19 protein-coding genes are annotated in these 17067 nt (G+C 62.7%); 13 read left to right on the top strand and 6 right to left on the bottom strand.

Features of this window, described 5'->3' with window-relative positions; genetic code table 11:
* The 3 genes from T331_RS20610 to T331_RS20215 form a co-directional block, all read right to left on the bottom strand.
* Positions 1 to 187, bottom strand: a 187-nt coding sequence (locus T331_RS20610; RefSeq protein WP_407637429.1) for a transposase, incomplete at its 3' end; no start/stop codon positions are given.
* A 653-nt stretch (positions 188 to 840) separates the two neighbouring features.
* Complete coding sequence (locus T331_RS0109085; protein WP_026439778.1) at positions 841 to 1116, bottom strand: type II toxin-antitoxin system RelE/ParE family toxin; 276 nt, start codon at positions 1114 to 1116, stop codon at positions 841 to 843.
* 3 nt (positions 1117 to 1119) lie between these two features.
* On the bottom strand, positions 1120 to 1293 hold the full coding sequence (locus tag T331_RS20215) for a hypothetical protein (RefSeq protein ID WP_169738201.1): 174 nt from the start codon (positions 1291 to 1293) through the stop codon (positions 1120 to 1122).
* A 202-nt stretch (positions 1294 to 1495) separates the two neighbouring features.
* Between T331_RS20215 and T331_RS0109075 the strand changes: the two genes are divergently transcribed.
* A complete protein-coding gene (locus T331_RS0109075; protein WP_026439777.1) occupies positions 1496 to 2608 on the top strand; it encodes a Fic family protein in 1113 nt (370 codons plus the stop codon).
* 151 nt (positions 2609 to 2759) lie between these two features.
* Here T331_RS0109075 and T331_RS19885 read toward each other — a convergent pair whose 3' ends face one another.
* Positions 2760 to 4109 (bottom strand): hypothetical protein, encoded by a 1350-nt coding sequence (locus tag T331_RS19885; protein WP_155992663.1) that lies wholly within the window; start codon positions 4107 to 4109, stop codon positions 2760 to 2762.
* A gap of 169 nt (positions 4110 to 4278) precedes the next feature.
* On the opposite strand from T331_RS19885, the gene T331_RS0109065 reads away from it, so the two are divergent.
* The 4 genes from T331_RS0109065 to T331_RS0109050 all read left to right on the top strand — a co-directional run bounded on the left by T331_RS0109065 (position 4279) and on the right by T331_RS0109050 (position 9820).
* A complete protein-coding gene (locus T331_RS0109065; RefSeq protein WP_026439775.1) occupies positions 4279 to 5190 on the top strand; it encodes a hypothetical protein in 912 nt (303 codons plus the stop codon).
* A 60-nt stretch (positions 5191 to 5250) separates the two neighbouring features.
* Positions 5251 to 5625 carry a hypothetical protein gene (locus T331_RS0109060; RefSeq protein WP_026439774.1) on the top strand — a complete coding sequence of 125 codons (375 nt, stop codon included), beginning with the start codon at positions 5251 to 5253 and terminating at the stop codon, positions 5623 to 5625.
* Between the two features lie 101 nt (positions 5626 to 5726).
* Complete coding sequence (locus T331_RS0109055; RefSeq protein WP_026439773.1) at positions 5727 to 8603, top strand: hypothetical protein; 2877 nt, start codon at positions 5727 to 5729, stop codon at positions 8601 to 8603.
* On the top strand, positions 8600 to 9820 hold the full coding sequence (locus T331_RS0109050) for a site-specific integrase (RefSeq protein ID WP_026439772.1): 1221 nt from the start codon (positions 8600 to 8602) through the stop codon (positions 9818 to 9820). Before T331_RS0109055 ends, T331_RS0109050 begins: the two co-directional genes overlap by 4 nt.
* Positions 9821 to 9958: 138 nt before the next feature.
* On the opposite strand, the gene T331_RS0109045 is transcribed toward T331_RS0109050, so the two are convergent.
* Both T331_RS0109045 and T331_RS0109040 read right to left on the bottom strand, forming a co-directional pair.
* A complete protein-coding gene (locus T331_RS0109045; RefSeq protein WP_026439771.1) occupies positions 9959 to 10186 on the bottom strand; it encodes a hypothetical protein in 228 nt (75 codons plus the stop codon).
* Entirely contained in the window at positions 10183 to 10812 is a 630-nt protein-coding gene (locus tag T331_RS0109040; protein WP_026439770.1) for a ParA family protein, read from the bottom strand. Before T331_RS0109040 ends, T331_RS0109045 begins: the two co-directional genes overlap by 4 nt.
* Before the next feature lie 343 nt (positions 10813 to 11155).
* On the opposite strand from T331_RS0109040, the gene T331_RS20145 reads away from it, so the two are divergent.
* From T331_RS20145 to T331_RS0108995, 8 genes are all read left to right on the top strand, one after another.
* The gene (locus tag T331_RS20145; protein WP_051622270.1) at positions 11156 to 11449 is read left to right on the top strand and encodes a helix-turn-helix transcriptional regulator; all 294 of its coding nucleotides are present in this window, start codon (positions 11156 to 11158) and stop codon (positions 11447 to 11449) included.
* Between the two features lie 126 nt (positions 11450 to 11575).
* On the top strand, positions 11576 to 11884 hold the full coding sequence (locus tag T331_RS0109030) for a hypothetical protein (protein ID WP_026439768.1): 309 nt from the start codon (positions 11576 to 11578) through the stop codon (positions 11882 to 11884).
* Positions 11885 to 11897: 13 nt separating this feature from the next.
* Complete coding sequence (locus T331_RS19875; RefSeq protein ID WP_155992660.1) at positions 11898 to 12518, top strand: hypothetical protein; 621 nt, start codon at positions 11898 to 11900, stop codon at positions 12516 to 12518.
* Positions 12519 to 12635: 117 nt separating this feature from the next.
* Complete coding sequence (locus tag T331_RS0109015) at positions 12636 to 12959, top strand: hypothetical protein (protein ID WP_026439765.1); 324 nt, start codon at positions 12636 to 12638, stop codon at positions 12957 to 12959.
* Entirely contained in the window at positions 12956 to 13582 is a 627-nt protein-coding gene (locus T331_RS0109010; RefSeq protein WP_026439764.1) for a hypothetical protein, read from the top strand. Before T331_RS0109015 ends, T331_RS0109010 begins: the two co-directional genes overlap by 4 nt.
* Positions 13583 to 13689: 107 nt before the next feature.
* Positions 13690 to 14973, top strand: a complete 1284-nt coding sequence (locus T331_RS0109005; protein ID WP_026439763.1) for a site-specific integrase — start codon at positions 13690 to 13692, stop codon at positions 14971 to 14973.
* A 110-nt stretch (positions 14974 to 15083) separates the two neighbouring features.
* The gene (locus T331_RS0109000; RefSeq protein ID WP_026439762.1) at positions 15084 to 15344 is read left to right on the top strand and encodes a hypothetical protein; all 261 of its coding nucleotides are present in this window, start codon (positions 15084 to 15086) and stop codon (positions 15342 to 15344) included.
* A 149-nt stretch (positions 15345 to 15493) separates the two neighbouring features.
* Positions 15494 to 17062, top strand: a complete 1569-nt coding sequence (locus T331_RS0108995; protein ID WP_026439761.1) for a class I SAM-dependent DNA methyltransferase — start codon at positions 15494 to 15496, stop codon at positions 17060 to 17062.
* Positions 17063 to 17067: the final 5 nt, after the last annotated feature.

Below are 17067 nucleotides of genomic sequence, written 5' to 3'. Positions count from 1 at the left end.
AATGCGGCGCTGTCGCCGCCACCAAATCATCCATCGCCTGCCGGCGCCACGTCCAAAGCAAACCACGGTTGACCCCATAACGGCGCGCCACCGCCGCGATCTTCATTCCGGGCGCCATGCACGCGGTAAGAATCTCCGCCTTCTCATCCGCCGTCCAATCCCGCCGCCGCCGCCGGCCCGTGATCACCTCAACCCGGCGGTAATCAACGTCCTCAGGACTGTGCTGATGCCTGCCATTAGGACCGTCATTATCCACAATATCACCTCACCCAAATTCAGGGAGGCAGTGTCCAGCAAATAAACCCGCGCCGCGAGGTGGGGCGCTCGCAGCGGTTACCACTTTACCAAGCAAATAAGTGATCAACGCAGAGACATCCTTGATGTCTTCGTCGTTGGTGTTTGTGGCTTCGGCGGAAAACCCAGCACCCAGGAATAGGATGGATGTGCCAGCTTCAATCGTAGACGCTGCGGGTAGGGACATCATGCCTAAGACCTTGCAAAAATTGGGTTACAGAGGGATTATTGCGGTGCTGCCGCACAATGTCGATGGGCTGTATGACTGCGTATGGGCGACACAAGCTGTCTGGCAAGCCAAAGTTTTAAAGAGAACCGCGAATTCGCAACGGAAATTTTTTCATTGTCTGGCGGTCCAAAAATTTGTATAGTCCCAAGTTGTTGATCTTTTTTGATAATTTAAACGTGGCGGGTCTCCCTCTGTGTTATGCCGACATATAGTTCTGGCTGGCGAGGTCCCCATTACTCTTTCCATAATGGGGGATTCTGGCGCAGGGCGGTTGGTGGGCCCCCATTCGCTGCAGACGATGCTGGTCCATCCCCGAATTAACGGTCCTGGGCGCCATGCCAGACACGTAGGATGCTCACCCTGTTAGCCGTCGCATCGATTTCGTACACGATGAGGTAGGGCCACACGGCCACCAACTCGCGCGTGCCCGCCGCCAAACCCGGCCGCCCCCTGTGTGGAAAGAGTGTCAGGCTGTCGCCCGCGAGCACGAGGGCTTGCAACAAGTTCGCGGCGGCATGCGGATTCAACGGCTCAAGATACGCGATAATCGCCGTCCGGTCATCGAGCGCGCTCTGGCGCCATTCAACCTTCACAGCTTAATGTTTGGCTGTCTTGAGTTTCAGACGCTCGATCTCGCGCAACATATCAGCCCGCACCTGATCGTGCGATACGCTGGGGCGGTCATCCGCACGCGCTTCTGCAACAGCGGCTTCCAGCAGTTGACGCTCGGTTTCAAGATCGGGGTCAGTGGGTTGAACGGCTTGGCTCATAGAGGCTTTGTAGCATCTTTTGGGCAGAAGGGCCAAAAAATCCGGCGCGCAGGATCGGTCCGGAGTGTTCCTGAATCAGGGGCAAGGCCGGCAGGGCGAGACCCATGCGGAGATTAACAGACATAATCACCGCAATTTATGCGGAGAATGTGGTTGCGTGGTGTGGTGGTTCCCGCCATAATCTCCGCAGAAAGTGCGGGAAATGGCAACCTATATCCACCAGCTGCCGGAGTGGCCGAAATTTCACTGGGATCAGAACGTCATCCTGGCCCCGCTGGCGGTGGTGCGCCATCACCAGGGGCGGCTGATCGGCCGCATGGAGGCGCTGGGATTCCCGTTACGTGCCGAGGCGGTGCTGCAATCCTTGACCGAGGAAGTGATCAAATCCAGCGAAATCGAGGGCGAGACGCTGGACCGCGAGCAGGTCCGCTCCTCGGTGGCGCGCCGGCTGGGTATGGATATCGGTGCCCTTACCCCGGTCGACCGGCATGTGGAGGGCGTGGTTGAGATGATGCTCGACGCCACCCAGAACTACGCGGCCTCACTGACCGCTGAGCGGCTGTGCGGGTGGCAGGCCGCCTTGTTTCCCGCGGGGCGCAGCGGCATGAGCCGCATCATGGTCGGTACCTGGCGGACCGATGAAAGCGGACCTATGCAGGTGGTCTCCGGTCCCCTCGGGCGTGAGCGCATTCATTACCAGGCACCGGCCGCGGCCAAGCTACCAGCCGACATGGACGCCTTCTTCGCCTGGTTCAACGCGCCCGGCGACATTGACCCGGTCCTCGGCGCCGCCCTGGCTCATTTATGGTTCGTGACCATCCATCCGTTCGATGATGGCAATGGTCGCATCGCCCGCGCCATCGCCGACATGGCGCTGGCGCGCTCCGAGCGGACGGGCCAGCGATTCTACAGCATGTCGGCCCAAATTCGGGTCGAGCGAAATGCCTATTATCAGGTGCTGGAGGCCACGCAGAAAGGTGACCTCGATATTACGCCTTGGATCGCATGGTTCCTGGGCTGTCTGGATCGCGCGTTCGCCGCGGCGGAGGTCGTTTTGGAAGCCGTCCTGCAGAAGGCCAGGTTCTGGGAAGCGCAGAGCACTGTCTCGCTTAACGACCGCCAGCGCGGGATCGTCAACCGGCTGCTGAACGGGTTCATCGGCAAGCTCACCTCCTCGAAATACGCCAAGCTCGCCAAATGCTCGCAGGATACGGCGGGCCGGGATATTCTGGACCTCATCGCGCACGGTATCCTGATGAAAGACGAGGCCGGCGGGCGAAGCACCAGCTACAGCCTACGCCTTCCACAGCCATAGGTGACGCGGGCGGCCCAGGCCGTGGTGATAAGTTTCCATAAGTGGCGTCTGGCGCCGAGCTGCCGGGCTTTGGTGTAATTCCCGTGTTGGGGAATAGAGTGTGCGAGCTCTACACCATCTCATACCGGCACAGCCTCCCCACCGAGTATACTTATATGCGAAAGAGCAGGTAATAGAGTTCTTTCTGCAAGTTAAGCTCGATGTATTCGGAGATTTTCTTTCCACGTGCATCCGACTTTCCAATCTCGACACACGCTCTTTTGATTTTCTTGATCAGTTCCGACTTTCTGTATTCAAACTCATCGTACTGTGAAAACAGTCCTTTTCCAAATTCTGGGGTGTGCGGAATTGCGCGTGGGACACGTTGGTCTTCGTATTTCGACAGCAATTCTGCACAGCGGATGTGAGCCTCTGGGATGTCGATTTCTCCGCGGTACATTTTGAAGCCGATTTCTTTCAGTTCTTGACTAACTTTATTGGCATCCTTCCCATTGTCCTGAACCGGTACCTTCTGATTTTCCAGACGCCACGTAAGTCTGGAAAGTAGTTGATGAGAAATCTTGACACCCCTGTTCCTGTTCAGAAAATCGATCGCCATGAACCCCTCTTCGATTCGGGGTTTTCCTGTAAGATCAAACGACAAAGGGGAGTTCGATCCTGCAAGGTAAATCCCGTAGACGTCAGGTTCCAGGTGCTCGTCTCCCGCGAATTGGGTGTATCTGCCAAAGAACTTCACTTCGAAAGACAGATCATGAATGTCATCATGTTCCGGCGTTTCATCCAGCCAGTCGTGGATCAAATTATTCAAGTTGCGTCTGTGAACTAAAAATTTTGTGCTTAAGCTACTTTCAAATTCCTCGTCCTCAGGGGGGAATGGGCTGTCTCGATCATTTCTGAATCGGATGGTGTTGTTTCGGAAATTGATAAAAACTTCCTCAAGAGTATTGCCGTTGTATGCTGGCGCGTATTCCTCGGCTTCCGATCTTGAGGGCGTGGCCCTGTCCAGGTGACCGGCCACGCTGTCTCCAACTAGAGTAAGTTTTCCCAATAAAATGATGCTGTTAAAAAAACGGATGACTTCAACAAGCCGCCGCTCATGATCTGATCCTATAGTGTCCGGGTCCTCGGCATCCTTCATCAATGCCGAGCGTTCAGAAGCAGAGGGCACTCTAGGCACAATAAAAATCGGCTCTTTTGCGTTCTTTTTGCGTAGACGACCGCTTTGGTAGAGCCCCTCGGGCCACTCGCGATAAAGGTGATACAAGGCCAGTTCGTCAGCATCGGCACTTTTGTCAATATTGGGTAGCCATTTTCTCCACCCTAGATGTTCAAGAGCCTCTTTGAGGGCCGCTCCCGTCGGTTCACAGCCAAAGGCATACCAAGAATACAATTCTTCCTCTCCACCCGATGAGCCGAGGCGTTCAGCTTCAGGAACGTCCCACGCAGCCTCCAAGGTTCCGAGAGCAAAAAGGAACGCGTGACTGAGGGGCATAAGGGACATTGAGAGATCAAGCTTATGGGGCGGGTTAGAGTGTCCGTAGCTTGCCCGAACTGATGTCCGAAAGAAAGCCCCTCGGATAGCAACTCGGAAATCGCACGCCTCCTCTGGGGTGCGTACGTATGCCCCCGATCGACAGCGCTTCGCTGGCCGACATGAGAAAGGGGTTCAAATGAGCAACGTTCAGGAATTCTCGGGGGGTACGCAAGACGCATTGACCTCCGCGGCCATGGTGCCCGGGGATGGCGGCATCCAGGGTCTCGTCGCGCCCTCTCCGAGCCAGTTCGAGGCGCCGGAGCTTTCGAGACGTAGCGAAACTTTGATGTCGCCGGCGACGGCGCCGGTTACTGAGGAAAAGCCCCGCGGGAGTGTTAAGGGCGCGAAGGCCTCCGACAAGGCGGAGAGCCTTGAATTGAAGATCGGCAAGGCGTGCGTCGAGCTCTTTGAGCGGTTCACTCGCGAGAACCGCTCCGCATCGCAGTCGTGCATGAGCAATTTCGCTGAAAGCGATCGATGGCAGTACGTGCTTTTGGGGAACTGCCTCGAGTTGGTTAGCAATCCCCTCTTCGAAATAGGCAAGTTCAAATCTTACTGCCAAGCGAACAAGCTGACTTGCAACAAGGCTACGCTGAAAAACCCGTTCTTGTGCGTCATCCGTGCCACGGCGCCGTCGATCGATAATAAACTGGCGTCCAAGTTCGCAGCAGCTCTGCAGTTTATCAGCACGGGGAAGCAGCCCGATCAGAGTGTCGCGGATTTCGTGAAGGGGACCAAGCGCGGCATCGACGGCTGCGCGGCGGAGGCTCGGCGCGCGAAGCGTGCTCAGGGTGAGGGATGCGCGACCCAACCGCGCCGCCCCTTGTTCCTTACAGGCCTGCCGCCGGAGCTGGAGGGCACTGTGGCGGTGGTGGTTACCATCACGGGTGGCAAGGCCGCGTATGTGCGCCCCGCCGTCGGTGGGCCCAACGGAAGCGCCCCTGAGATGCCGTTGCCTGCGCCTGAAGGTGACACTCCCAGTGGCAGTGACGAGCCCCAGCATGACCGGGCCTCGGATGAGGCCAAGGAGGTGGAACGCCAAAACTAGGATGCCCATGACAAAGCCCCTGTGGGAGGGGGCACAATTTTCAGATTTGAAGGATTAAGCATGGCATACGCTCCTGCCTTCCTGCGGTCGCCCAGCGGCTGCAGCTTCAACATTTTCCGCATCGGCGGTGTGAAGGCCGTTGAAACCGGCCTCATCATCCTCGGCACGAGCCCGGATGAGTTGCTCGATTACGTGGAAACTTCCGCGCGCGTTGCGGTCACATGGCGCGACGCGATGGCAGATGTGCTGGACAATCATAGGCCGCACAGGCCGCTGCAGCAGATTAACTGGGGGCGGCTGGCGGCCGAAGCCGACCCGGCCTGGGCGGCTGAGAACGGCTGGGTGGACGTCGACGTGGCCGAGACCAGCACCGCCCAGGCGTCGGCACCCGCGGCCCAGCCGCGCCGCCGCAGCGCCAGCGATGCCGAAGCCTAGCCGCGTTCCGCCGCCCGGGCGCAAGCCCGGGCGGCTCACTTTGGGAATTGATCGTGGACACCAGAAACGAACCTGAACTTGACAAGCTTGACCCAGCGCTGTTGGCGCTGCTCGAGCGTAAGCAGAGTGGCGGCAGCGCCGACGTTCTGAGCCCGCGCGGGCAGGAGGCGCTGGAGCGCCTGAAGGGCTCGCGCCATAGGGCGGCTTCTGTCCGCCGGCAGATGAAGCAGGCTCTTGCCAAGAGCCTCAAGAAACTGAACGCGGGACCGCGACTGACGCCGCCCGTGTCGCGTTACTTTGGCCCGCCCGTGCGCGTGGGCTTCGACGCCGAATGGGTGACTGTGCCCGACGGCAAGGGCGGTCGCGTCAACGAAGTGCTGTGCATCACGGCGGAACTCGCTTGCGGCGCGCGCAAAACGAGCTTGATTTTCTACCCCCGCGGCCGCACTCGGCAGGATCGTCCGACCGTGGGGCAGTTCTTCCAAAGACTGATTTCCAAGGCGTTGAAGGAGGGCACGCTCGCGAGCATGCCCGATCGGATTGTCGCGTTCGGGCACTTCATGCGCGGTGACCTCTCCTCCTTCGGCGATTTTTGGGCCGCCAAGCGGGAATTTCGCGGGCTTGGAAAGACCGTAGTGAGCCGGCACGGCGGACACAGGCTGGAGGGCGAGGAGGGCCTGCGCCTGGTCGCTAGGGACGAGGCCGACGACGTCCAAGATGGCATTGAGGGTGTACCGCATACACCCGAGCCGGTGTATCTGCGTAACAGCGAGGGGCGTGCCTTTTCGGTCCGGCTCCGGTTTGTGGATACGATCAAGCTGACCCCGGGCGGCAAGGGATTGGCCTATGTCGGCAAGATGATCGGCGTGCCCAAGCTGGACCTTCATCGGGACCTGGGCATTCCCGATACGGCCACCGAGGAGCGCCCGGAATGCCAGGGCATGGAGCTCGAGGCCCGCTATGGCAAAGAGCGGATGGACCTCGTGTTCCGGGATTTTCGCGATCAGGCCGAGGAATACGCACTTAACGATGCCAAAATCACCCTGGCCTACGGGCTATGGGTCGAAAAGATGGCCCGGGAGCAATTCGGCCTGAAGCACCTGCCGAGCACGCTCGCGGGCATTTCGGCGGCGCTTGTCCGCCAGAAGGCCGGCGGTGGCGATGCGCTTGCCGCGCTCATGGGCCGCGAGACCCGTACCGAGCAGCGTTTCGATGCGCGGACCCGAAAGTTTCGTACCGTGAAGCGGGACGCGGTATCTCCGGGATTGGCCATCTACTACCAGATGGCCTGCAACGCCTACCACGGTGGCCGCAATGAGTGCTTCTACCACGGCCCCACGCCGGTAGGGATGTGGTACGATTACGACCTGCCCGGCGCTTATACCACGGCGCTGGTGGCCCTGCGGCCGGTCGACCATCGCCGCATCCGCCAGGAGGCCGACCCCGACGCTTTCGGCATCGACGACATGGGCATTGCCTGGGTCACCTTCCGGTTCCCCGCCGGCACGCGGTTCCCGTGCCTGCCGGTGCGGGCCGCCAACGGCGGGTTGGTCTTTCCGCTTGAGGGGCGTCAGGAAGATCGCGTGTACGCCTGCGCGCCGGAGATCTACCTCGCCCGCCGCATGGGCGCCGAGATCGAGATCATCCAAGGCTTCAAGGCGCCGTGGTGCTCCGAGACGCGGATTTTTGAGGATTTCACCCGTCTGGTGCAGACCAAGCGCCGCGAGTTCCCCAAGAAGACCCATGCCGCGCTGAACGAGCTGTGGAAGGAGGTCGGCAACTCGGCCTATGGGCTCACGGGCCAAGGGCTAAAGGACAAGAACGGTTTCGACCCCCGCACCATGCGCTCGCAGCCCATCCTGCAATCGCCGCTCACCGAACCCTTCCTGGCCGCCTGGGCCACCAGCTTCATCCGCGCTGTGCTGGGTGAAATCCTCGCGGGCTTGCCCGATAACGGCACCGTGGTCACCGCCACCACCGACGGCCTGCTGACCAACGTGCCGATCGAGCGCCTGAAGCTGAACGGCCCGCTCTGCTCATATTTTGCCGACATCCGCGAGCGGTTGTTCGGCGAGCGCGAGGTGCTGGACCCGGAGCCGAAGCACGGCGCGCGGCAGCTCATCTCGGTGGCGGTGCGCACGACGTTTACGGCGCTATCCGCCCCCGGCCAGGAACTGGTCTGCGCCAAGGGCAGCGTGAAGCCCGATACCGCGTCGGATCCGGTAGCCCAGAATCGCTTCATGCGGCGTCTGTATATGGATCAGTACATCGGCATGAAGGTCAAGCACGAGTATCTCATCTCGGCTCGGGAGCAGTTCACCAAGGAGTGCGATCTTATTCTCGCGAAGCCCGAGCGGGCCTTGCACATGCGCTATGATTTCAAGCGCCGCCCGGTGCGGCCGCGCATGCAGGCGCTGGGGATACGCCAGGCGCGCGTGGCATGGGAAAGCGTGCCTTGGCGGACGCTCGATGAGGCGGAGTTTGCCCGGGTACGCGTCGAGGGGTGGGGGCGCGAACGGGAAAGGGTCTTCAAGACCCTGGAAGACTATCGCGATTGGGAGGCCTATTTCGAGGCCAGCGTGGCTCTGCGCAATGCCGCGGCCGCCGCAGGCATCAAGCCGCCGTTCCAGATTCGTAAAGACAATGCCAGGGGCATATTACTGCGGCTATTCCTGCAAGCCGGACGCCGGGGGGCTTGGGGGGTTAATTTCCCGCCGCGAGAGCTTGGGGCCATCGCCGAGGCATTCACTGAAGCTGGCTTCAAGGTAACCAAGGACGACATCACCTACGCCGGGCGCCGCTTGGCGCCTCTGCTGGCACACTGTGTACCCTGGGTACCCGAGACGCGGGAGTTGCTGGCCGTGATCCTTCGCCACTTTCCGACGTTCGATTATCGAATGGCGTTTGCTGGCGACGATCCGGAAGCCAAACAGAGTGCCGCGCACGATGCCGCTTCCGATGTTCTGGAGGATTTGTGACCATCGCCACCCTGAACAAGGCCCTGCTACGCGACCTGCCGGCGGTGCCCGCCGGCAGGAAGAAACTGCGCATCGTGGATGCTCAACTGTCGGGATTTCACATGGAACTGGCCGCGACGGGTAGCATCACCTACCGCCTGCGTTACCGCAATGCGCGCGGGCAGGTGCGCGACATCAGGCTGGGGAAGCACCCCGAGCTGACGCCGGACGAAGCGCGGAAGCTCGCGCTGAAGTACAAGGGCGATGTGTGGCGCGGGGGCGACCCCGCGGCGGAGCGCGACCGCCTGCGCGCCATTCCGACCTTCGAGACATTTGTCAGAGAGCATATTCTGCCGCACGCGAAGGAGACGCTGCGCTCCTATGTCGAGGTCGAAGGGCTGATGCGGCTGCGCGTGGTGCCGGCGCTGGGCAAGCTCCATCTGGACGAGATCACCCCGCTTCACGTCGCCCGGTTTCGCAAGGGGATGATCGACGAGGGGCTGTCCGCATCGCGGGTCAATGCGCATCTGGCCGCGCTGCGCCGGGCCTTCAACCTGGCCATCGAGTGGCAGTTCTTCCAAGGAAGGAACCCCGCGGCTTCGCCGGGGATGCTGCGCACCGAGGGGCGCGAGATGTTCTTGGACGCCGCGCAGGTGAAGGGGCTGCTCCTCGCCCTTGCGGCCGATCCGGACCAGGGCGCGGCCTCGGCCGTGGCGCTGCTCGCGCTGACCGGCGCGCGGAAATCCGAGATTCTCCTGGCCCGCTGGTCCTGTGTGGATTTCGACCGCCGCATCCTCTGGGTGCCGCGCTCCAAGAGCGGCCGCCGCCGCCCGATTTTTCTCTCCGATCAGGCCATCGCCGTCCTGAAGCTGCAGCCGCGCCAGCCGGGCGCGGAATTCGTCTTCCCATCGCCCCGCCGGGATGAGCAGGCGCTGTCCGAGCTGCGCGGCGTCTGGGCGCGCGTGAAGCTTGCGGCGGATCTGCCGGAGGATTTGCGCCTGCACGACCTTCGCCACACCTTCGCCAGCCTGCTCGCCAACGACGGCGTACCGCTCTACGATATTGGGAAGCTGCTCGGGCATACGCAGCTTGCGACAACCAGCCGCTACGCCCATCTCCAGGCCGATCGCCAGCTCGAAGCGGTCAATTCCGTCGGCCGGCTTGCCGTCCCCACGGAAAATGAGTCGGTTTCTAAAAGATCAGCTCACAACGACAATGATGAACAGGATGCCGCGTAGAGACCCAGCCGAGACGGTTGGCGGTGGACAGCTTCGATGGGGCATGAGAGGGGCCAGCACCATGTGGTGCTGGCCCCTCTCTGTACGCTAGTCCCGCGATGAGCTTCGGATACTGGTTCCATCAAGTTTCGTTGGTGCCTAGCCCCGCGAGAGCAAGGCCTCGATGGCGGCGACGATGGCTTCTTCACCCGTTGTTCCACGGCGTGCTACGTGCGCCTTGAACCGCACATATAGCTCCGTCGGCAAGAAGGCGCCCACGCGCCGGCCTTTAGCACCCTTCGGCGCCTTGATCTTCGGCTCCGCCAGCGGCGTCGCCTCGCCCTTCGTGTGCAGAAGCGGGCGGTTCACGTGGTCGAGCTGTTTCACGGCACCCTCCCCAGCAGCGCGCCGACCTCGGCCCACAACGCCGCGAGTTCGCGCGCCGCGGCTCCCGTCGGTTCGGCCTCGATGGCCGTCAACCCCTTGCGCATCGCCTCGGCGATCGCCACGCGGTGGTGGACGACCTGCCTCAGCAGGTGCCCCCGCTCGCTGAGCTCCCGTACCGCGCGGCCCGCCAACCGGCTTCTGTAGATGGCTTGGTTAAGAACGAAATGACGCGTCATCGAAAACGTTTCCGCCAATGTTTCGGCCCACTCGATGGCGTCCAAATCGATCATGCTCGGCCCGGTCGGGATCAGCACCAGATCGGCGGTGGCGATGGCGTCGGCCAGGATGTCGGAGAACCCGGGCGGGCAGTCGATGACGATCAAGTCGAATCCCGCGGCCCTGGCGCCCGCCGTGTCGAACCTGAAATCGCCCTCCGGCTGCCGGAGCAGTTGGGGCTCCCGCTTGTCGCGGCGATTCCACCAGGCGGTCAGCGACCCCTGCGGGTCCAGGTCCACCAGCCCGACCCTGATACCGGGGCGGGCGACGAGCGCTGCCGTGGCCAGCGCCGCGGCGAGCGTCGTCTTTCCGACGCCACCTTTTGTGGCGGCGATCGTGATGATCTGCATGCTGTCAACTCCTCCTACTGTACTGTACTGTCGAGGGTCGCGCGAATGCGCGTTCGCCCGATTTCTTGTTAGGGCGGACGCATGCCTGCGCGGCACAGTGCGGCCGGTCGGGCTGCCCCCTCTATTCCGGGCGTGGTCCCGATGAAAGGCGATGTGTCGGGGGTTGCGCGAGAGCGTCGGATGCGCGCGATGGCATGCCAGCTGTATCGTCGACGTCGCCTCATGCGGACCATCCCGCATCTTCATGAGAACGAGTGCGACGTCCGATCCCGTAACAAAGATTTGGGCACGCCTACCGATACATGCGCCCATCTGGCCAACTTCATACACTCAGGAGATACGCATGCGCCCAAACCACACGCTCCCCCTTGCGAACAGGGCACCGTCGCAGCCTCTACCGCCGGCCTGCACCGCGAAGCCCGCCGCCGAGGAAAGCGCGCCGGCCACCGATCGCCTGCTCACCCAGCGGGACGTCGCCCGGCTGCTCGGGGTCACCATCCAGACGCTTGCCAAGTGGCGCCGTACGGGTAAGGGCCCGGCCTGCGTCCCGCTGGCACGCAACGTCGCACGCTACAACGCGGACGACATCAAGACCTACATCGAACAGCTGCGCGCGTCTGCGTCGACAGCCGAATAGGTGTAGAGCTCTCAGGCGTCACCGTAACGGTCCAGGTTCAGAGGGGGATTTCATGAATTCACCTGCTGGCTCGCCGCAGGTCTATCGCAACCAAGCCCCTGCCGCCCGTGCGGCAGGGGCTTTCATATGGAGTTCACGATGACGACGGAACCACAAGACGAGACGCTGGCGGCGCTGCTGCGGCGTCATGCCGCCGGCAACGACTTGCCGCGCTACGTGCCGCAAATTCGCTTCGTGGATGCCATGGCCCGCGGCGACGATCCGCTGCACGTTCTGCCGTATTTCGCCGACGTCGGCGTCCAGGTTCAATCCATGGAAGACCTGCTCGAGGCGTGCAACGATCCGGCCGAAGAGGAATTCGACGGATTCAGAGTCGACGAGGGAGTCGCGGTGTACTTGGCGATCGATGGCCAATGGCTCCTGTTCACTCACTGAAGGGCAAGGCCACATGAAGAATGATCCGAATCTTTCCCCCTCGCGCGATGTCATTTCTCAGCGCATCGCCAGTGACGGCCGCGCTGTTACGTTCCTGGCGACAGACCACATTCCCGGCATGCCACCACGCCTCTGGGGCGTACTGGTGGAAGCGGGCGGCGAGGCGGATGGGGGTGCTGCCGCCTTCATCCGCCTCGGCTTGCGTGGTGGCCGCGATGGCTGGTCGGTAACCCAGCTTCTCGCGATCGCGCAGGCACGCTTCGCAGTTGAACTGGCGCGTAGCGGCGCACCCGTTGCGAAAGCAATTCTCCATCACCTGGAGAATGCGCTCGCTGTCTACCACGAGGCGCTCAGCGACAATTCCATCCTGCCCATTGCCTTTGAACCTGCGCAGGAAGTTTCCTCGTATCCATGGACAAGGGCGCGGGCAGGGCTGTTTTGCATCGACATGTGCCCGGAGCCATTCGGTCACGGTGCGGGCATCACGGCGGAGCAGCTCCTGACCGCGCTGGACCTGGCGCTCGACGCCTGGTTGCCGGTGACCCCATGGCGCCGGCGATGCTGGGAAACGCGCCGCGCGGTGCGCGAGGCTTTGACCCTTGAGGTGCAGCGTGTGCTGGGCGTGAAAGCCTGATCCCGCACCGGCATTTCATGTGCACGCCCTGACCGCCGGTCCGGGCAAATCCCTAACCAGCATCGAGCAGAAGCCCCGCCCCACCGGCGGGGCTTCCGCATTTGGAGCCCCAAACTCATGGATCAAACCGTCCACTCCTTGGAGGCGCTGCTCACGCGCTATTCCGATATCGAAAAGCTGAGCGAGGTGCAGCGCGTGCGTTTTACTGATGCCGTGCGCACCGGCGAGGACCCGCTCAGCATCGTCAAATATTTCGACACAGTTGGCATTAAAGTGCAGGCGCCTGCCGATCTTTTCGCACTCAACGACGATCCTAACGAGGAAGAGGTGAATGCCTTCTGGGTTCCTGAAGGTGTTGCGGTCTCCATCAACAGCGACGATCTCTGGCTTATTTTCGAGATCGACGGCGCTGACACCGTTCCCGGAGGTGTGAGGGCATGATCGATTTCGATGAGAAGGCGGTTGTGGCGGCGCGCGCCACAACCGACGATCGCCGCTTCGTGCTCTTCACCGATACCGATCTACTGCCTCACTGGGGTCAGCGATTTTGGGGTGTGGCGCTGGACACGGGTGGCGATGGACACGGCATCCTGGTCCGTTATGGCACAGGCGGCGGGGCGCCCGTTGGCTGGACGCTGCGCCAGTTGCTTTGCGTGGTGCAGGCCAGGATGGCGTTGGAGCACGCCAGGGCGCCCGAAGGTGGCGCTTTGGCCGTACTTGAGGCTTTGGGGCGCGCCGTGCGACAAATGCCAGCCGGCGAGGCACTGGGCAATGGTGTCGACTTTGGTCCTGGCGGGCAATCCTCGCCTTACGCCTGGACCCTGGCTTGGACCGGCGAACTGGTCTTGCCGCTGTGTCCAGACCCGCAGAGCCGCGAGGAGGGCGTCATGCCCGAGCAGGTTATCGTCGTCATCGACGAGGCGTTGCGCGACTGGTGCGAGCGTGCGCCGTACCTGCGAAAGCTTTGGTTATGCCGCAACGCTGTACGCGCTGCGCTCGCCGCCGAAATCAGGCGCGTGCGGATTGCCCGTGGCGAAGCTCCAGTCGCAGAGGACCCGGACTAAGCTCACGGCCCGACAGGCTCACCCCAAGAGTTGCCAACGCGCCTGACGGCCCCGTCAGGCGCAATTTTTCTGCCTTGTCCGAACACCGTGAAAGGAGACCCCTCGCCATGGGCAAAGCTGTAATCACGTCTGCCGCCTTGCGGGCACTGGCGCCCCTGCCTGCGGGGGTTGTCAAGTTCCGGCTGTTCGACAGCCGGCTGCACGGTTTTATTGCAGAGCAACGTCGGACCACGATCACTCTGTATTTTCGTTTCAAGGATCAGCGCGGCCGTAGCCGCGAGGTTAAGCTCGGGCGTCTGGGTGACGTCACGGCTGAACAAGCGCGCAAACGCGCGGAGCAGCTCAAGGCCGAAGTGAGCCTTGGCGGCGATCCGGTCGCCGCCCGGGAAAAGCTGCGTGCCGTGCCGAGCGTGGCGGAGTTCGCGGCCGATCGCTACTTGCCCCATGTGCGGGAAAGGTTGCGCTCGGCGCATAATATCGACGCCTATCTGCGCCGGCGCATCCTGCCCGCCCTGGGCCGGAAGGCGTTGGACGAGGTGACGGTGACGGACGTGGCGGAATTGCGCCGCAAGCTGGTTGCGGAAGGCTTGGCGCCGGGCACGGTCAATCGCCATCTGGCGACGCTGCGGGCGATGTTCAATCTGGCCTCGAAATGGGAGCTTTTCGAAGGAAGAAATCCCGCCGCTTCGCCCGGCATGTTGCGCGAGGAGCATCGTGATCTCTATCTCAGCCCGGCTGAAACGCAGGCGCTGGTGAAGGCGCTCGACGCGGACGAGGACCCTATCGCGGCGGCGGCGCTGGCGCTGCTCATCGTGACCGGCGCCCGGCGCAGCGAGATCATCCTGGCGAAATGGGAGCAGGTCGATTTGGAGCGCGGTCTGCTCGTGGTGCCGCGTTCCAAGAGCGGCAAGCCGCGCTACATCCCGCTTTCACCAGTGGCGGTGGGCATTCTCCGCCGTCAGGATTCGCTTCGCCGGTTATTGGAGGCGGACCGGCTCGCCGCTCTGGCCGAGGCGGAGGCGTCGGGCAAGGTGGTGGGGGACCCGGGGTCCAATCCGTATGTCTTTCCGAGCCATCGCCGGCCGGGCAAGTCCATCGAGGGGCTGCGCGGCGTCTGGGCACGGGCAAAAAAGGCGGCGGGTCTGCCCGCCGATCTGCGCATCCACGATCTGCGGCATTCGTTCGCATCCGCGCTGGCCAATGCCGGCACGCCGTTGAACGAGATCGGCACGGTGCTGGGTCATTCACAACTCAGCACGACGCAGCGTTACGCTCATCACAGTCCGCAACGGCTGATTGCCACCGCCACCACCGCGTCCAGGGCCTGGAACCTGCTGCCGGAAGCCAAACAGGCCGAGGGTGTAGCGGCAGAGACGGGGGACGCGGCATAGGCCGAACGGACGGGCCGGAACCCCCGCCACAACCACAAGCGTGCAGAAGGAGAAGGCGCCGAAGCGCCTTCTCCAATCCAGAAACGAATCAAAACTCGAAAGGAACCATCATGCGGAACGAGAAGAACCAGCTCACCACCGGCGCGATTGAGCCGCCGCACCATGGGCAAGCGCCAGCCCCAGGGGGCAGAAGGCGTGGCCTGTGGAACCGTTTGCCGGCGGCGGTGAAGATCATCCTCACCCTGCCGGTGGTGATGGCGCTGCTGGGCGCCGAAATCGAGCTGCGACTGGCACCCCAGCTCGACCTTGTCCTCACCGCCGCCGGCGTTTGTGCCATGTGGGCGTGGCTCGCGGGCAGTATCCCGCCGTAGCGTAAATTATGAGAGAGAGCCGCCTGGGGGCCTCTCTCTCTTTTTCCCCTGGGAGTGCCCGGGCTGCCGGTGCTGCCCTGTCTTCCGCCCCTAGACCCTACATCTCCCCGTGATACTGTCACAACGACTACAACCAGCACCGGAATCCAATGGCCGTCGACTTTCAAGATGTTGCGAAGCGCCTGTTCAAGGCCGCCGAGACCCTCTGGACCAACACGGGCCTGCGCCCGGACCAATATGCCCAGCCTGTCCTCGCCCTCATTGCCCTGCGGCAGATGGAGGCTAAATTCCTGCTGGTTGACGCCGAGCTGAAGCCGACTTTCACCGGCCGCCTGAAACCCACCCCGGCCGCCTACCAGGCCCGCGGCGCCATGTTCGTGCCCGAGGTCGCCCGCTTTTCCCGCCTGCTGGCCCTGCCGGGTAATGCCAACCTCGGCGCCGAGCTGACGGCGGCCATGGATGCCATCGTGGATGCCAACCCCGAGCTGGCTGGCGTGCTGCCCCGTGGCTACGCAGCTCTGCCCAACACCGTGCTGGCCGACCTGCTGCGCCTGCTCGCACCGCTGGATATGGAGGGCGACGCCTACGGGCTGATTTTTGAGTATTTCATGGGCGAGTTCGCCTCAGCCTTCATGCAGAAGGGCGGCGAGTATTTTACCCCGGCCTCGATCGTGAAGCTGATCGTGGAGGTGATCGAGCCCTTCCATGGCGCCATACTGGACCCCGCCTGCGGCTCCGGCGGCATGTTCGTGCACTCGGCCGAATTCGTCCGCCGGCACCACAAGGCTCCGGACAAGGAGCTGGCCATCTACGGTGTGGAGAAGATGGACGACACCATCCGCCTGTGCCGCCTGAACCTCGCCGTGCACGGCCTCTCGGGCGACATCAAAGGCGGTGGCAACACCAACAGCTACTACGACGACCCGCACAAGCTGCTAGGCAGGTTCGATTTCGTGATGGCCAACCCGCCCTTCAACCAGAGCGAGGTCGACCGCACCCGCCTCGTCACCGCCACCGGCCAGGTGGACCCGCACTACCCGCTCGGCCTGCCCACGGTGAACAACGCCAACACGCTCTGGATCAACCTTTTCTACGCCGCCCTGAACGAGACAGGCCGGGCCGGCTTCGTGATGGCTAACAGCGCCAGCGATGCCGGCGGCAGCGAGCGGGACATCCGCCGCCGCCTCATCGAGACCGGCGCGGTGGATTGCATCATCGCGGTCGGGCCAAACATGTTCTACACCGTTACCCTGCCGGTGACGTTGTGGTTCCTCGACCGCGGCAAGGCGAAGGGGCCGCGCGCGGATCAAGTGCTGTTCCTCGACGCGAGGCATTTATTTCGGCAGGTCACGCGCGCCCATCGCGTGTTCGACCCCGACCAGACCGAGTTCCTGGCCAACATCGTCCGCCTCTGGCGCGGCGAGTCGACCGAGAATGTCGCCGGTAGCGCCGCCCGCATGGCGGAAGCTTTCCCCGATGGGGGATACCGTGACGTGCCCGGCCTCTGCCGGGTGGCCACGCGCGCCGACATCGCCGCCCAGGATTGGAGCCTCAACCCGGGGCGCTATGTCGGCGTGGCGCCGGGTGAGGTGGTGGAGGATGAAGAATTTCGGGTGAAGCTGGAGGCGTTGCAGGAGGAGCTGGAGGGGCTGAACGCCGAGGCAGTGCGGTTACAAACGATGATCGCAGAGAATGTAGCAGAGCTGCTGACGGCATGACTGGG

The organism is Acidocella facilis ATCC 35904, from assembly GCF_000687875.1.
GTDB lineage: Bacteria > Pseudomonadota > Alphaproteobacteria > Acetobacterales > Acetobacteraceae > Acidocella > Acidocella facilis.
The sequence above is the reverse complement of the archived record's forward strand: the minus strand, read 5'-3'. Positions and strand labels throughout refer to the sequence as shown.

Coding starts and splice junctions, on each gene's coding strand:
- T331_RS20215 (WP_169738201.1), bottom strand. CDS start 1,293: ATGAGCCAAGCCGTTCAACCCACTGACCCCGATCTTGAAACCGAGCGT.
- T331_RS0109075 (WP_026439777.1), top strand. CDS start 1,496: ATGGCAACCTATATCCACCAGCTGCCGGAGTGGCCGAAATTTCACTGG.
- T331_RS19885 (WP_155992663.1), bottom strand. CDS start 4,109: ATGTCCCTTATGCCCCTCAGTCACGCGTTCCTTTTTGCTCTCGGAACC.
- T331_RS0109065 (WP_026439775.1), top strand. CDS start 4,279: ATGAGCAACGTTCAGGAATTCTCGGGGGGTACGCAAGACGCATTGACC.
- T331_RS0109060 (WP_026439774.1), top strand. CDS start 5,251: ATGGCATACGCTCCTGCCTTCCTGCGGTCGCCCAGCGGCTGCAGCTTC.
- T331_RS0109040 (WP_026439770.1), bottom strand. CDS start 10,812: ATGCAGATCATCACGATCGCCGCCACAAAAGGTGGCGTCGGAAAGACG.
- T331_RS20145 (WP_051622270.1), top strand. CDS start 11,156: ATGCGCCCAAACCACACGCTCCCCCTTGCGAACAGGGCACCGTCGCAG.
- T331_RS0109030 (WP_026439768.1), top strand. CDS start 11,576: ATGGAGTTCACGATGACGACGGAACCACAAGACGAGACGCTGGCGGCG.
- T331_RS19875 (WP_155992660.1), top strand. CDS start 11,898: ATGAAGAATGATCCGAATCTTTCCCCCTCGCGCGATGTCATTTCTCAG.
- T331_RS0109015 (WP_026439765.1), top strand. CDS start 12,636: ATGGATCAAACCGTCCACTCCTTGGAGGCGCTGCTCACGCGCTATTCC.
- T331_RS0109010 (WP_026439764.1), top strand. CDS start 12,956: ATGATCGATTTCGATGAGAAGGCGGTTGTGGCGGCGCGCGCCACAACC.
- T331_RS0109005 (WP_026439763.1), top strand. CDS start 13,690: ATGGGCAAAGCTGTAATCACGTCTGCCGCCTTGCGGGCACTGGCGCCC.
- T331_RS0109000 (WP_026439762.1), top strand. CDS start 15,084: ATGCGGAACGAGAAGAACCAGCTCACCACCGGCGCGATTGAGCCGCCG.
- T331_RS0108995 (WP_026439761.1), top strand. CDS start 15,494: ATGGCCGTCGACTTTCAAGATGTTGCGAAGCGCCTGTTCAAGGCCGCC.